The following is a 14,778-nucleotide window of genomic DNA, read 5'->3' as shown; positions in this document are numbered from 1 at the left end:
GGCACTTTTCGTAAACACCTGCTAAGTTCAAGTCGGCAGATCTGACCCAAATATCGGGGTAAATCTGCGTCATACGAAGACGTCGGATGCGTTGCCAGCGATTAGGCGGGCGGCCAGATTGTGAAAGAGCGGTAAATCCGATAGCATTCCGTGGCGCTGAATATCCTTCTTGCTATTGCTTATGATAAATTAATAGCAATAGCTATTAACTTCGTCAATAGCAAAGCGTGTTTGACGAAAAATAGCCTTCGCTATAAATTCTGGTATATGAAACCGAATACACTCGCTTACCGACTGAACATGGCTATGTCCATGATGGGAATTACCCAGGGTGCTTTAGCTAAAGCCTCCGGCGTATCGCAGCCTACAATCTGGCGTCTGACCAAAGGGGAAGCAGAAGGCTCCCGCAAACTGGTCGACATTGCCCGCGCCCTTGACGTGAACGTACAGTGGCTGGCTAACGGCGAAGGAGAGATGCGCGGCGCCTCCGCCATTAGCGCCATTGACAAAGTAAAGAGTGGTACTACTATTTCCGTTTGGGGGCCAGATGGAAAAACAGGAGAAGTGGTCTCAGCCCCTAATGGCGCAAAGGCGAAGAAGAGCTGGCGAGCCTATATTCTTGACCGCAACAGCGGTTGCTCAGAAGCCACCGCCGGCAGCATCGTCATCATCGACACTGAAGTACCAGCAGAATCTGGAGATTTGGTGATTGCAAAGGTCAATTCCCGCCTCTCCGTATACCGTTATCTTGAGGGCCCCTCTAATGGTTTTTTAACCGTAGACGATCCCAGATTGCCCGCTGTAGAGCTCTCTGACGAGTCAGAACTGACCGGTGTTGCAATCTTCCTGATCCGTGATTTAAGACGGTAAGTACTGACATCCTGCCCTTGCAGAATGGTTTCCTTGTATCGCCCTCCGGATACTCTGTGCAGTACAGATATCATCAGTTACTCCTCGCAAATTCCCCCCTCTGTGACAGTTAACCTGCACAGGGGTTTTGACGCATTGATTCAACTGAATAGATTAGTAAAGCTTTCTATAACATCGCCAGAATAAAGCGTAAAAAAAGCGGCAAAAAAACATTTTTACGCTTAAATTCAATGACGTAAGCCTATAATAACAGTTATTTTCATCATAACCATTGATATTAATAATAACTATGGCTATCGTTTTTAGGGGGGGATATATTTAAGCTGTTAACTGATTTAATGGTCATATTTTCCCTGAATGAATACCAGCCAGCCCTAAAAATCAGGAGGTTATGATGACCACGATCATCTGGAAAGCGTGCCAGCAACATGGCACCAGCAAAAGTCGCTACAAAGCCCGCCGTGCCGAAGCCCTGGCGCGACGACAGCGCGATCGACGGTTGGCCAGTAAGATTGCGGAAGCGCTGGGTGGGTGCAGCCAACGCCGGGTGAAATTGGTCAGGGATACGTAAGTGATTGTTAAGGTAAAAGAGTGATTTGAGGCAAGCGATTGATTTCTGCAATAGAAGATTGCTTGTCGGGGTAAGAGAGGGTTAATACAGTTTTACTCCCTGATTGCAGCGCTGAAGTGCTGGGTCAGTAACTCACCCGATTTTCATTCGCGGCAATCAAGAGTTTTTACGATCGAAGTGTGTTAGTGAGTAAGAGTCTGAGCGCTGGCCTGCATTCCGGCTTTGCAAAAAATACAGTTAGCACCGTGGGGATTTTTTGGCGTGATGTTATGGGGAGATAAACGGAACTGACATCCATGACATGACGGGCATTTGAATCTGATAATAGGAATAATAACCTTCATAAACTGTGAACAAGAAGAAATTACAATATCACTCCCCGACGCTTCTGTCCGAATTATCTGGGGGGTATTAGTCTTAAAAGTAACATTTATGCAACAAGACCTGAGCACATGCCCGCCGCCATGCGGGCTTTTTTGTCCGATCACTGTCCCACAGCAAAGCTGTCTAGCCTCTAATTCCCTTCCTGCCAATAAGTTACCCGACTTATACTTGCATATTCATGATGTCAGTGTACGCACTCACCAGCTTGTTACGCACCTGAATCCCCATCTGCATCGACACCGACGACTTCTGCATATCCACCATCACATCGTTCAGGTTGATGCCTGGCTTACCCAGCTCAAAGTCCTGCGCTTGCGTGCGGGCTTCATTCTGCGTGTCGCTGATCTTGTTCAGTGCCGCTTTCAGCTCACCGGCAAAATCCGCATGGCTGGAGGCATCGGTACTCTTGCCGCTGGCCTGAATCGCTGCGGTTTGCAGCTGCTGCATAACACTTTCGATACCCTGAATTGACATGTTTTACCTTGCTAAGTTGACGGTGATTTTCTTGATGGGTGAAAACTTAACACAATGTCAATAAGACAAAGCCGCTAAATAAGCGCATAAAACACGGCTTATCCAGCCATCGAATTTCCTGATTCAGAAAATAATGGCAGCCATTAGAAGTGAAAATTTTTCGCCAGCGCATCAGGGAGTCAGTTTTGTTACGACACTACACGAAACAGTCCGGTCAACTGTCAGCCAGGAAAGAGTCATGAATGCAACTGTCACGCAGGATCAACCCGAGAAGAAAGGTCTGAACGACCTTTTTACTCGTTTACGCGCTAATCCTCGCATCCCAATCATCATTGCGGCGGCGGCGGTGATCGCCATCGTTATCGCCATGGCGCTCTGGGCTAAACAGCCTGAGTACCGTGTGCTGTACAACAATCTCAGTGATGAAGACGGCGGAGCAATCATTACTCAGCTCACCCAAATGAACATCCCTTATCAGTTTGATGATAAAGGCGGCGCATTAATGGTGCCGGCTGAAAAAGTGCATGAGCTGCGCCTGCGTTTAGCCCAACAGGGTCTGCCGAAAGGCGGAGCCGTGGGCTTTGAGTTGTTGGATCAGGAAAAATTCGGCATCAGCCAGTTCAGCGAGCAGGTTAACTATCAGCGCGCGCTGGAAGGTGAACTCGCGCGGACCATTGAAACGCTGGGTCCGGTGAAAAATGTTCGTGTCCACCTCGCGATGCCAAAACCTTCCCTGTTTGTCCGCGAGCAGAAATCCCCGACCGCTTCCGTCACCTTAACGCTGCAACCTGGCCGTGCGCTGGACCAGGGGCAAATCAGTGCCATCGTGCATATGGTTTCCAGCAGCGTCGCCGGATTGCCACCGGGCAATGTGACCGTTGTTGACCAGGCCGGTCACCTGCTGACCCAATCAGATAATGCTGGCCGCGATCTGAATGATGCTCAGCTGAAATATGCGACCGATGTTGAAAACCGCTTCCAGTCACGCATTGAAGCCATCCTTAATCCTATCGTCGGGACCGGCAACGTTCATGCTCAGGTGACTGCGCAGATCGACTTTAATGCCCGTGAGCAGACCGACGAGAAATATCAGCCGAACAGCGACCCGTCTACTCAGGCCGTCCGCTCTCGCCAGACCAGCGACAGCGAACAGATTGGTGGACAGTATCCTGGCGGCGTCCCGGGTGCCCTTTCCAACCAGCCGGCTCCGGCCAACACCGCACCGGTGACCACGCCTGCGGCGAACAACCAGAACGGCCAAAATGGTCAGAATGGACAGAACGGCAACGCGGCAGCGGCGAATCAGGGTTCCAGCGCCAGCACCGCCAAGGCCGGTCCGTCGAATACCCGCACCGACAACACCACCAACTATGAAGTAGATCGCACCATCCTTCACACCAAGATGAACGTCGGTGAAGTGCAGCGCCTGTCGGTCGCGGTGGTGGTGAACTACAAAGCTGATGCAGCCGGTAAACCAATTGCGCTGACAGATGCGCAGTTGAAACAGATTGAAAACCTGACCCGTGAGGCGATGGGCTATTCGGACAAACGCGGAGACAGTCTGAACGTGGTTAACTCACCGTTCACCGTAACCGAAGACACCAGTGATGACGTACCGTTCTGGAAACAGCCGGCCTTCATCGACCAGATGATGGAACTGGGACGCTGGTTACTGGTCCTGATTGTTGCCTGGATCCTTTACCGCAAGCTGGTTCGCCCACAGCTGCGCCGCAAGGCAGAGCTGGAGAAGGCTGCTGTTGAAGCCGCGGCCGTTGCTAAGCAGGCTCGGGAAGAATCCGGTGACGATGCCGTGGCCGTCAGCCTGTCGAAAGACGAGCAGGATCAGGAACGTAAATCTCAGCACCGCATGAGTGCTGAGGTCATGAGCCAGCGTATTCGCGAAATGTCAGAAAATGACCCGCGGGTGGTGGCTCTGGTTATTCGCCAGTGGATGAAGGACGAGCTATGAGTCTCACCGGTACTGAAAAAAGCGCCATCCTCATGATGACGATTGGTGAAGACCGCGCTGCTGAGGTGTTCAAACACCTCGACAGCCGCGAAGTCCAACACCTGAGTTCTGCCATTTCTAATATGCGTCAGGTGTCCCACAAGCAGCTGACCGATGTGCTGCGCGAGTTCGAAATCGATGCCGAGCAGTTTGCGGCGCTGAGCGTCAACTCGAATGATTATCTGCGTACGGTGCTGGTTAAAGCGCTGGGCGAAGAGAAGGCCGCCACCCTGCTGGAAGATATTCTCGAAACGCGGGAAACCACCAGCGGCATGGACACCCTCAACTTTATGGAGCCACAAGCGGCGGCCGATCTTATCCGCGACGAACACCCGCAGATTATCGCCACCATCCTTGTGCACCTCAAACGTGCTCAGGCGGCGGATATCGTTGCCCAGTTCGACGAACGTCTGCGTCACGATGTGATGCTGCGTATTGCCACCTTCGGCGGCGTTCAGCCGGCGGCGCTGGCAGAACTGACCGAAGTGCTGAACGGCCTGCTCGATGGCCAGAACCTCAAGCGCGCGAAGATGGGCGGCGTGAGAACGGCGGCGGAAATCATCAACCTGATGAAGACCCAGCAGGAAGAAGCGGTTATCGAAGCGGTTCGCGAGTTCGACGGCGAGCTGGCACAGAAAATTATCGACGAGATGTTCCTGTTCGAAAACCTTATTCAGGTCGACGATCGCAGCATCCAGCGCCTGTTGCAGGAGGTGGAATCCGAATCGCTGCTGGTGGCTCTGAAAGGTTCCGAGCAGCCGTTGCGCGAGAAGTTCCTGAAAAACATGTCCTCGCGTGCGGCAGATATCCTGCGCGACGACCTGTCCAACCGTGGCCCGATGCGTATGTCTGCGGTGGAAAGCGAACAGAAAGCCATCCTGCTTATCGTTCGTCGTCTGGCAGAAAGTGGCGAGATGGTGATTGGTGGTGGCGAGGAACAGTATGTCTGATAAATCTTCCTTACCGTGGCAGCGCTGGCAGCCCAACGATCTCGGGCAGTTGAACAAGCCGAAGATCGAAGAAATCGTCGAGGAAGAGCAGCCGGAAGATCCCTTCAACCGTCAGCAGTTTGAGCTGGAGCAGCTCCAGACCCAGGTGCGCAGTGAAGCGCAGGGTCTGGGCTATGCCGAAGGTCAGCAGAAAGGTTTTGCCGAAGGCCAGAAAGCGGGTTACGACGCCGGTTTTCAGCAGGGGCTGGCGGAAGCACAGCAGCAGCAGGCACCGCTTCAGGCGCGTATGCAGCAGCTGGTATCAGAATTCAACCATACGCTGGAAGCGCTGGACAGTGTGATTGCCGCCCGCCTGATGCAGCTGGCGCTGGAAGCCGCGCGTCAGGTAATCGGTCAGGCGCCGCACGTTGATGGCACCGCCCTGCTTCGTCAGATTCAGGGCATGATCCAGCAGGAACCGATGTTAAGCGGCAAACCGACGCTACGAGTGCATCCGGACGATTTACAGCGCGTCGAACAAACGCTGGGTGCCACGCTCAGCCTGCACGGCTGGCGTCTGATGGCCGACAGCACGATCCATCCTGGCGGCTGCAAAGTCAGCGCCGAAGATGGCGATCTGGATGCCAGCCTCGCCACCCGCTGGCATGAACTTTGCCGCCTTGCCGCACCGGGAGAACTGTAATGACCACTCGCCTTTCACGCTGGCTTGGCGCCATGGAATCGTTCGAACAACGTTTGAACCAATTACCCGAAGTGCGTCGCTACGGACGGTTAACCCGTGCGACCGGCCTGGTGCTGGAAGCGACCGGCTTGCAGCTGCCGCTCGGTGCCACCTGCGTGATTGAACGCGCGGACAATAATGGCGTGGCGGAAGTTGAGGCCGAAGTGGTTGGCTTCAATGGCCAGCGGCTATTCCTGATGCCACTGGAAGAAGTCGAAGGCATCTTACCCGGCGCACGCGTTTACGCCCGACTGTCTGGCGATAAGCACAGCGGCAAGCAGCTGATGCTCGGCCCGGAATTATTGGGCCGCGTGCTGGATGGCAGCGGCCGTCCGCTGGATGGTTTGCCGGCACCGGAAACCGGTTATCGCGCACCGTTAATCACCCCGCCATTTAACCCGTTGCAGAGAACGCCGATAACCGACGTACTGGATACCGGCGTGCGCGCCATCAACGCCCTGCTGACGGTGGGACGTGGACAGCGTATGGGCCTGTTTGCCGGCTCGGGCGTGGGTAAAAGCGTGCTGCTGGGCATGATGGCCCGCTACACCAAAGCGGACGTGATTGTGGTTGGCCTGATCGGCGAACGTGGTCGCGAAGTAAAAGACTTTATCGAAAATATTCTCGGCACCGAAGGCCGTGCCCGTGCGGTAGTGATTGCGGCGCCGGCTGACGTTTCCCCCCTGCTGCGTATGCAGGGCGCGTCTTACGCTACCCGTATCGCCGAAGATTTCCGTGACCGTGGCCAGCACGTGCTGCTGATTATGGATTCACTGACCCGTTACGCAATGGCACAGCGTGAAATCGCGCTGGCGATTGGCGAACCGCCGGCAACCAAAGGCTATCCGCCATCGGTTTTCGCCAAGCTGCCGGCGCTGGTTGAACGTGCCGGTAACGGCATTGATGGCGGCGGCTCGATTACCGCTTTCTATACCGTTCTCACCGAAGGCGACGATCAGCAGGATCCGATTGCGGACTCCGCCCGCGCCATTCTGGATGGTCACATTGTGCTGTCCCGCCGTCTGGCGGAGTCCGGTCACTATCCGGCAATCGATATTGAAGCCTCAATCAGCCGCGTGATGGCGCACCTGATTGATGAGCCGCATTACGCGCGGGTTCGCCAGTTCAAGCAGCTACTGTCGAGCTATCAGCGTAACCGTGATCTGGTCAGCGTCGGCGCTTACGCCGCAGGCAGCGATCCGACACTGGATAAAGCAATCAAACTCTACCCGGAGCTGGAAACCTTCCTGCAACAGGGCATGTTTGAGCGCAGCACATTTGACGATGCCTGTTTGCACCTACAGGCAATCTTTGGCTAACGGGCGGCCCGAGCGGAGAAGTCCGACCCTGGCGGAGGAAGCATGGCAAAACAAGCATCACCCATCGAAACCCTGTGCGGTCTGGCACAGAAAGATCTTGAGAAGGCGGCCATCCAGTTGGGTGACGTCCGGCGCGCGCATAAGCAGGCCGACGAACAGTTATCCATGCTGCTGAACTACCAGGACGAATACCGCAAAACGCTGAACAACACCATGGCGGAAGGCATTGCCAGCACCCGCTGGTACAACTACCACCAGTTTATTGAAACGCTGGAAAAAGCCATCGAACAGCATCGTCAGCAGCTCCTGCACTGGAGCAGTCGGGTGGAAAACGCCCTGACCTTCTGGCGCGATAAGCAGCAGCGGCTCCATGCCTACGAAACGCTGCATGCGCGTGCGCAGGCCAACGAATTATTACAGGAAAACCGTCTCGATCAGAAACGGATGGATGAATTTGCCCAACGGGCATCATTGAGGAAAGGCGAATGATCACTTTGCCACTTGTTGTTACTTCCGGGACCAAAACCACGACGTCCAGTCATTCTGCCTCTGGGTCTGCGTCAGCATCAGCAGACGTGGGGACTGATACCACCACCGCCGCAGCCGGCGAAGAGTCCGCTGCGGGTGAAGGCACCTCTAAAGGCTTTTTGACCCTGTTGGGAAACAAGCTGCTGACCCTGGCGCAACAGAGCGAAAAAGGCCAGGCCACTGCCGCCGCAGCCACCACCGCGGTTGCCGGTGAAACGGCCGACGCAGGCCAGTCTTCCAAAGCCAAGCTGAATGCCCTGCTGGCGGCGCTGGACAAGCCGGAAACCCTGAGTGCCCTGCTGCAGCCAGAGAAAACCGGCAAAGACATCAAGACCGACGATAAAACCACGGACGAAAGCCAGGCCGCCGCCCCAACGCTGAATCAGAGCGATATGCAAACGCTACAGGCGCTGTTCGCCATGCTGCCACCCACCACCGCCCAGCCGGTGACGATGCAGGCCAAAGGCACCGAATCGCTGTCTGACGAACAAAGCATTAAGGGTGCGAAGCAGTCGACCCTCGCCTCGCTGCTCGGCGCGGACACCACGGAAGAGAGCGACAAAGGCAAAGTCAGCGGCAAGGCCGATATGACCACCACCACCGCGTCTACTGCCGGCGCATCTCAGAAAGCCACGGTGGATACCAGCGTGCTGAATACCGCTTTCCAGCAGGCCATGGGCCACGCGGGCAAAGAGACAGATAAAGAAAATTCAAGTTCTGCCCCCGCTTCGACGATAACCAATAATGTTATCAGTGCGGCTTCTTCACTGACCACGCCGGTCACCACTTCACTGGTGACGGCGCCGGCCAGCGCGCAGCTAAGTTCACAGCTTGGCAGCCAGGAGTGGCAGCAGGCGTTGGGTCAGCAGATCCTGATGTTCAGCAAAAACGGTCAGCAAACGGCTGAACTGCATTTGCATCCACAGGATTTGGGCAGCATTCAGATCAGTCTGAAGCTGGATAACGACCAGGCGCAGTTGAATATGGTGTCGGGCCACAGCCAGGTTCGTGCGGCGTTGGAAGCGGCTATTCCGCAGCTGCGTACCGCACTGGCAGAAAACGGCATCAACCTCGGCCAGAGTAACGTTAGCAGCGATGCGTTCCAGCAGGGTCAAAGCTCTGGCAACCAGCAGGATCCGCAGCGTAATAACTCACGTGGTAACACATTTAGTCTTGCAGCAGAAAACGACAGTGATGTCACCGCGATTGCCGTTCCAGCCTCACTACAGGCGCGTGCAGCCGGGTCCAGCGCTGTTGATATTTTCGCCTGACGGTGACAAACGCATAAGCTAGTGGCAAAACGCGCGTCTTATCTGCCTATTGTTTAGCGCAAGACGCGCCATAATCTGCCCATAACACCGTGGGATAGCGGATTAAGTGGCACCGCACCTCGAAGATAATCACAGGAAGTTATAGCTCATATGACTGATAAGAAAGCCAAAAGCGGCAAACGTAAGCTCCTGATACCCCTGTTACTGCTCGTAACAGTGGTTGCTTGCAGCGTGGCGGGCTATATGGTCTGGCACATGATGAAGTCCCCTGCGGACAGTGCGAAGGTTGAAAAACCTGCCGTGCCTGTCGCACCGGTCTTCTATGCGCTGGACACCTTCACCGTTAACTTAATCAATCCAGACAACGATCCCGATCGGGTGCTGTATGTTGGCTTTACGCTGCGTCTGCCTGACGAAGACACCCGTCGTCGCATTAATGACTATCTGCCGGAAGTTCGCAGCCGTCTGCTTCTGTTGCTCTCCCGCCAGGACGCTTCCGCGTTGAGCAGCGAGCAGGGCAAACAGGAACTGATGAAACAAATCAAAGCTGTACTGGCACCGCCGCTGGTACAAGGTGAACCTCAGCAGGTGGTGAGCGATGTTCTGTTCACTGCCTTTATCCTGAGGTAGACATTATGGGCGACAGCATTCTCTCACAAGCGGAAATCGACGCACTGCTCAATGGCGACAGCGACAGTGCGGCAGAAGAAACCACCACCAGCAAGGGCGATAACGACATTCGTCCGTATGATCCTAATACCCAGCGTCGCATGGTTCGCGAACGTCTGCAGGCGCTGGAGATCATCAACGAACGTTTTGCCCGCTCTTATCGCATGGCGTTGTTTAACCTGCTGCGCCGCAGCCCGGACATCACGGTAGGGGCGATTAAAATTCAGCCTTACCATGAGTTTGCCCGTAACCTGCCGGTGCCGACCAACCTGAACTTGATCCACCTGAAGCCGCTGCGCGGTACGGCGTTGGTGGTGTTCTCGCCAAGCCTGGTGTTTATCGCCGTGGATAACCTGTTTGGCGGTGACGGTCGTTTCCCGACAAAAGTGGAAGGCCGCGAGTTTACCGCGACCGAACAGCGGGTGATCCGCCGCATGCTGAAGCTGGCCCTCGAAGGCTACAGCGAAGCGTGGAAGCCGATTTATCCGCTGGACGTAGAGTATGTGCGCTCAGAAATGCAGGTGAAGTTCACCAACATCACCACCTCGCCGAACGATATCGTGATCACCACGCCGTTCCAGGTCGAGATTGGTAACCTGGTCGGCGAGTTCAATATCTGTATCCCGTTCAGCATGATTGAGCCACTGCGTGAAACGCTGGTCAATCCGCCGCTGGAGAACTCCCGTCAGGAAGACCAGAACTGGCGCGACACGCTGGTGAAGCAGGTTCAGCACTCCGAACTGGAGCTGATTGCCAACTTTGGTGAAGTGTCGATGCGCATTTCCCGTCTGCTGGCGCTGAAGCCAGGTGACGTTTTACCGATTGAAAAGCCGGACCGCATCATCGCCCATGTCGACGGCGTGCCGGTGTTAACCAGCCAGTACGGCACCCTTAACGGGCAGTACGCGCTGCGTGTGGAACATCTGATTAACCCGATTTTGAATTCGATGAACGAGGAACAGCCCGATGAGTGATACGAATAAGCCGTCCGAAGACGACATCTCCGCGGACGACCTGTGGGCTGACGCGATGAATGAGCAAGCCAGCACGCCGTCTTCTGAAGGGGTGTTTAAATCTCTGGAGAGCAACGATATCACCGGTTCGCTGCAGGATATCGATCTGATTATGGACATCCCGGTCAAACTGACCGTGGAGCTGGGCCGCACCAAAATGACCATTAAAGAGCTGCTGCGTCTGACTCAGGGTTCCGTGGTCTCACTGGAAGGTCTGGCGGGCGAGCCGCTGGATATCCTGATCAACGGCTATCTGATTGCGCAGGGTGAAGTAGTGGTCGTGGCGGATAAATACGGCGTGCGTATCACCGACATCATCACCCCGACCGAACGTATGCGTCGTCTGAGCCGCTAAATGAAGACCGGTTCACTCCAGCCAATGCCAGTAGGCCAGCCTGCTGTGTCCACCGATTCGATGCTGACGCAGGTTAGCAGCGTGCTGGCGGTGATTATCCTGCTGATTCTGGCCTGTGCCTGGATAGCAAAACGCTTCGGCTTTACGCCGAAACGCGGCATTCGCGGGCAAAGCAGCCTCACCGTCAGCGCCAGTTGCCAGGTTGGCCAGCGCGAGCGCGTGGTGATTGTCGATGTGGAAGATGCCCGTTTGGTGCTGGGTGTGACCGGTCAACAGATTACCCATTTACATACCCTGCCGCCTAAACCGCAGCAGGAAAATCCGGAGCCTCCGGCTGCGACGGCAGACTTCCGTCAGGTGTTACAGTCCTTACTCAAACGCCCCGGTAAGCCATAATGAAACGCTTTCTTCCTCTGCTGGCGCTATTTTTACTGATCGCGCCTGATGTGCACGCGCAGCTCCCTGGCCTGATGAGCCACCCAACAGCCAACGGCGGCCAGAGCTGGTCATTGCCGGTGCAGACGCTGGTATTCATCACCTCGCTGACCTTCCTGCCCGCCATCCTGCTGATGATGACCAGCTTCACCCGCATCATTATCGTGTTTGGCCTGCTGCGTAACGCACTGGGCACGCCGTCTGCACCGCCCAACCAGGTGCTGCTCGGTCTGGCGCTGTTCCTGACCTTCTTTATTATGGGTCCGGTGTTCGACAAAATTTACCAGGATGCTTATCTGCCGTTCAGTCAGGACAAGATCAGCATGCAGGATGCGATTGATAAAGGGGCACAGCCGCTGCGTGAGTTTATGCTGCGCCAGACCCGTGAAGCTGACCTTGCGCTGTTTGCCCGTCTGTCCAACTCCCCGCCATTGCAGGGACCGGAAGCCGTGCCGATGCGCATCCTGTTACCCGCCTATGTCACCAGCGAATTGAAAACGGCATTCCAGATTGGTTTTACCGTCTTTATCCCGTTTTTGATTATCGATCTGGTGGTTGCCAGCGTATTAATGGCGCTGGGGATGATGATGGTGCCACCGGCCACTATCTCGCTGCCCTTTAAGCTGATGCTGTTCGTATTAGTCGACGGCTGGTCGCTGTTGGTCAGCTCGCTGGCGCAAAGTTTTTACAGTTAACCGTTTATTTGCCAAAAAAATTGAGGGCGGAGCCACTTCGCCCCGAAAAATGCACTTCCCTTTTATTTCTCCGGAGTCTCTATGACACCTGAATCGGTTATGGTTATCGGGCACGATGCAATGCAGGTTGCCCTGGCGGTTGCTGCCCCACTGCTGCTGGCAGCGTTGGTCAGCGGTCTGATTATCAGCCTGCTGCAGGCGGCGACCCAGATCAACGAACAGACCCTATCTTTTATCCCGAAGATCCTCGCGGTTGTTGCCACTATGGTGATCGCCGGGCCTTGGATGCTGAATCTGGTACTCGACTATATGCGTACCCTGTTCACTAACCTCCCGTATATGATCGGTTAATGATTAACATCGACAGCAGTCAGCTGGTGTTCTGGATTAGCCAACTTTTCTGGCCGCTGGCGCGTGTACTGGCGTTGATCATGACCGCGCCGCTGCTGAGCGAGAAATCCATCAGCAAGAAAGTGAAAATCGGCCTCGGCGTGATGATCACCTACGTTCTGCTGCCTTCTTTGCCGCCGACAAACGTGACGCTGTTCTCAGTTGGCGGATTCTGGCTGTTGATTCAGCAAATTCTGATTGGTGTGGCGATAGGTTTTACGATGCAATTCGCTTTCGCTGCGGTGCGGACGGCGGGAGAAGTGATTGGTTTGCAGATGGGACTGTCTTTTGCCACCTTCTTCGATCCGGCCAGCCGTTTGAACATGCCGGTACTGGCAAGATTTCTCGATATGCTGGCCATGCTGCTGTTTTTGTCCTTCAACGGACACCTCTGGTTGATCTCGATGGTTGCCGACAGTTTTCACACCTTGCCGATCGGCGGCGATCCGATCAACGGCAATGCTTTCCTTGCCCTGACCAAAGCGGCCAGTCTAATTTTCCTTAACGGTCTGCGATTAGCGCTACCGTTGATAACCCTGCTCCTCACCCTTAACCTGGCACTGGGTTTGTTAAACCGTGTTGCACCTCAACTGTCGGTTTTCGCTATTGGCTTCCCGGTCACCTTATCTATAGGGATCATCTTCATTAGCCTGATGATGCCCCTCCTCGCCCCATTCTGTGAGCATTTGTTCAGTGAAGTGTTTGATTTACTCGCCAGTGTACTCAGCGAGATGCCCGCCAAATAAATTAATGTATCCTTAGATCATAATGTCGCTACTGTTAAGTATGTGAAATGTGTTTGTGCATTTTTCGAACCAAAATTATCAGAATTTCATTAAGGAAATTCTGATAAGTTAATTCGGACAATGAAAATTATTCTTATTAAATCCCAGTTAGCGTATTTTGATTTTCGAAACGGGTAGATTGTTACGGGAACGTTAACGTTCATAAAACAAACAACTACCTGTTTTTACTGGAAATTTTATTTTTGGTGGTTTATCTTGTGTCAAACCGCATTTTGCGGCATTGTCAACACACCACACAGCGTCACACATTCGCATGACGAATGTTTTTTAGGAATCGTCCTATCAGACTTTTCTGTGTTTTGCGCGATAGTGGCGTGGCTCACAAAAAACATGCAGCATGCTGTGCTAAGAAAATTTGCCAGTCACTCATTCTGAACGTGGAATTTCAGCGTCGAAAGACTGGTTTTATCTGCTGAATAAACCTAAATATTACCTCGGGCATGGACAGATCTGACCAGTGTGCGCTCGCCCACACAGATTTACTGCCGGGTATATAACAAGACCGTCATAAGAACAATTTACTCTTGTAACTACACAAACGCGTAATTCATCGTTGATTTAAACGGATAACAATTTGGTGAGGGTCGCTACAATGCCAACAATTATAATGGATTCATGCAGCTATACACGGCTAGGGCTTACCGATTATATGACTGTGAAGGGTGTTAAAAAGAAAAACATTACTTCCGTCACTGACATTGATCAATTACAAGCAAAATGCCAACAGTATCAGCCAGGCGTGGTTTTTATTAACGAAGATTGTTTCATTCATGAAGCAGATGCCAGTCAGCGCATAAGAAACATTATTATGCAGCATCCTGACACGCTGTTCTTTATCTTCATGGCCATATCTAACATCCATTTTGAGGAATATCTCTACGTTCGTAAGAACCTGATTATTACATCAAAATCGATTAAGCCGGCTACTCTGGATAACTTATTGCTGTCTTATTTTCAAAAGAAACTCAATGTTTCCCCGCGGTATTCCGCAGGTTTCGACGTGCATCCACTGACGCTGAGCCAAACAGAATCAAATATGCTTAAAATGTGGATGTCTGGCCACGATACAATTCAAATATCGGATAAAATGCAAATTAAGGCCAAGACGGTTTCCTCCCATAAAGGAAATATTAAACGTAAAATTAAAACACACAACAAACAAGTTATTTATCATGTGGTCCGTTTGACGGATAATGTCACCAGTGGCATATATGTTAATGTGAGATAATCACCTACTGCACAGTAAAAATGCCGGCGTTTGCCGGCTTTTTCTTTTTTGAGCCAAAGTGTTAACCAGATCTCATTTCTCCGCTAAGCCT

18 protein-coding genes are annotated in these 14,778 nt (G+C 53.4%); 16 read left to right on the top strand and 2 right to left on the bottom strand.

Annotated elements, in window-relative coordinates; genetic code table 11:
* The first annotated feature begins 150 nt into the window (after nt 1-150).
* Together AC1UKS_RS08900 and AC1UKS_RS08895 are read left to right on the top strand one after the other, a co-directional pair.
* Entirely contained in the window at nt 151-870 is a 720-nt protein-coding gene (locus tag AC1UKS_RS08900) for a LexA family transcriptional regulator (RefSeq protein WP_231853665.1), read from the top strand.
* A gap of 391 nt (nt 871-1,261) precedes the next feature.
* Nucleotides 1,262-1,441 carry a hypothetical protein gene (locus tag AC1UKS_RS08895; RefSeq protein ID WP_482436514.1) on the top strand — a complete coding sequence of 60 codons (180 nt, stop codon included), beginning with the start codon at nt 1,262-1,264 and terminating at the stop codon, nt 1,439-1,441.
* Between the two features lie 182 nt (nt 1,442-1,623).
* Here the strand turns inward: AC1UKS_RS08895 and ymcF are convergent, their stop codons facing one another.
* Nucleotides 1,624-1,785, bottom strand: coding sequence for a cold shock small protein YmcF (gene ymcF, locus AC1UKS_RS08890; RefSeq protein ID WP_422615308.1), 162 nt, complete (start codon nt 1,783-1,785; stop codon nt 1,624-1,626).
* Between the two features lie 202 nt (nt 1,786-1,987).
* Nucleotides 1,988-2,299: a flagellar hook-basal body complex protein FliE gene (gene fliE / locus AC1UKS_RS08885; RefSeq protein WP_013202671.1), complete on the bottom strand. Its 312-nt coding sequence runs from the start codon at nt 2,297-2,299 to the stop codon at nt 1,988-1,990.
* Between the two features lie 238 nt (nt 2,300-2,537).
* On the opposite strand from fliE, the gene fliF reads away from it, so the two are divergent.
* The 14 genes from fliF to rcsA all read left to right on the top strand — a co-directional run bounded on the left by fliF (nt 2,538) and on the right by rcsA (nt 14,687).
* A complete protein-coding gene (gene fliF, locus AC1UKS_RS08880; protein WP_482436512.1) occupies nt 2,538-4,268 on the top strand; it encodes a flagellar basal-body MS-ring/collar protein FliF in 1,731 nt (576 codons plus the stop codon).
* Nucleotides 4,265-5,257 (top strand): flagellar motor switch protein FliG, encoded by a 993-nt coding sequence (fliG, locus tag AC1UKS_RS08875; RefSeq protein ID WP_013202674.1) that lies wholly within the window; start codon nt 4,265-4,267, stop codon nt 5,255-5,257. The genes fliF and fliG overlap by 4 nt, the downstream gene beginning before the upstream one ends.
* Nucleotides 5,250-5,939 (top strand): flagellar assembly protein FliH, encoded by a 690-nt coding sequence (fliH, locus tag AC1UKS_RS08870; protein ID WP_482436510.1) that lies wholly within the window; start codon nt 5,250-5,252, stop codon nt 5,937-5,939. The genes fliG and fliH overlap by 8 nt, the downstream gene beginning before the upstream one ends.
* Nucleotides 5,939-7,297, top strand: a complete 1,359-nt coding sequence (gene fliI, locus AC1UKS_RS08865) for a flagellar protein export ATPase FliI (RefSeq protein ID WP_013202676.1) — start codon at nt 5,939-5,941, stop codon at nt 7,295-7,297. The genes fliH and fliI overlap by 1 nt, the downstream gene beginning before the upstream one ends.
* 42 nt (nt 7,298-7,339) lie before the next feature.
* Nucleotides 7,340-7,786 carry a flagellar export protein FliJ gene (fliJ, locus tag AC1UKS_RS08860; protein WP_013202677.1) on the top strand — a complete coding sequence of 149 codons (447 nt, stop codon included), beginning with the start codon at nt 7,340-7,342 and terminating at the stop codon, nt 7,784-7,786.
* Nucleotides 7,783-9,096: a flagellar hook-length control protein FliK gene (locus AC1UKS_RS08855; RefSeq protein WP_482436508.1), complete on the top strand. Its 1,314-nt coding sequence runs from the start codon at nt 7,783-7,785 to the stop codon at nt 9,094-9,096. The genes fliJ and AC1UKS_RS08855 overlap by 4 nt, the downstream gene beginning before the upstream one ends.
* Before the next feature lie 150 nt (nt 9,097-9,246).
* A complete protein-coding gene (fliL, locus tag AC1UKS_RS08850) occupies nt 9,247-9,726 on the top strand; it encodes a flagellar basal body-associated protein FliL (RefSeq protein WP_265910807.1) in 480 nt (159 codons plus the stop codon).
* A 5-nt stretch (nt 9,727-9,731) separates the two neighbouring features.
* Nucleotides 9,732-10,739, top strand: coding sequence for a flagellar motor switch protein FliM (gene fliM / locus AC1UKS_RS08845; protein ID WP_013202680.1), 1,008 nt, complete (start codon nt 9,732-9,734; stop codon nt 10,737-10,739).
* Nucleotides 10,732-11,133: a flagellar motor switch protein FliN gene (gene fliN, locus AC1UKS_RS08840; protein WP_013202681.1), complete on the top strand. Its 402-nt coding sequence runs from the start codon at nt 10,732-10,734 to the stop codon at nt 11,131-11,133. Before fliM ends, fliN begins: the two co-directional genes overlap by 8 nt.
* A complete protein-coding gene (gene fliO, locus AC1UKS_RS08835; protein ID WP_482436507.1) occupies nt 11,134-11,529 on the top strand; it encodes a flagellar biosynthetic protein FliO in 396 nt (131 codons plus the stop codon).
* The gene (fliP, locus tag AC1UKS_RS08830) at nt 11,529-12,263 is read left to right on the top strand and encodes a flagellar type III secretion system pore protein FliP (protein WP_013202683.1); all 735 of its coding nucleotides are present in this window, start codon (nt 11,529-11,531) and stop codon (nt 12,261-12,263) included. The genes fliO and fliP overlap by 1 nt, the downstream gene beginning before the upstream one ends.
* Nucleotides 12,264-12,344: 81 nt before the next feature.
* Nucleotides 12,345-12,614 (top strand): flagellar biosynthesis protein FliQ, encoded by a 270-nt coding sequence (gene fliQ / locus AC1UKS_RS08825; protein ID WP_013202684.1) that lies wholly within the window; start codon nt 12,345-12,347, stop codon nt 12,612-12,614.
* Nucleotides 12,614-13,399: a flagellar biosynthetic protein FliR gene (gene fliR, locus AC1UKS_RS08820; RefSeq protein ID WP_265910808.1), complete on the top strand. Its 786-nt coding sequence runs from the start codon at nt 12,614-12,616 to the stop codon at nt 13,397-13,399. The genes fliQ and fliR overlap by 1 nt, the downstream gene beginning before the upstream one ends.
* Nucleotides 13,400-14,051: 652 nt before the next feature.
* Nucleotides 14,052-14,687 carry a transcriptional regulator RcsA gene (gene rcsA / locus AC1UKS_RS08815; protein WP_013202686.1) on the top strand — a complete coding sequence of 212 codons (636 nt, stop codon included), beginning with the start codon at nt 14,052-14,054 and terminating at the stop codon, nt 14,685-14,687.
* The last annotated feature ends 91 nt before the right edge of the window (nt 14,688-14,778 follow it).

Source organism: Erwinia sp. AK-PDG3-5 (assembly GCF_056821705.1).
This window is presented reverse-complemented; position numbering and strand designations above follow the sequence as displayed.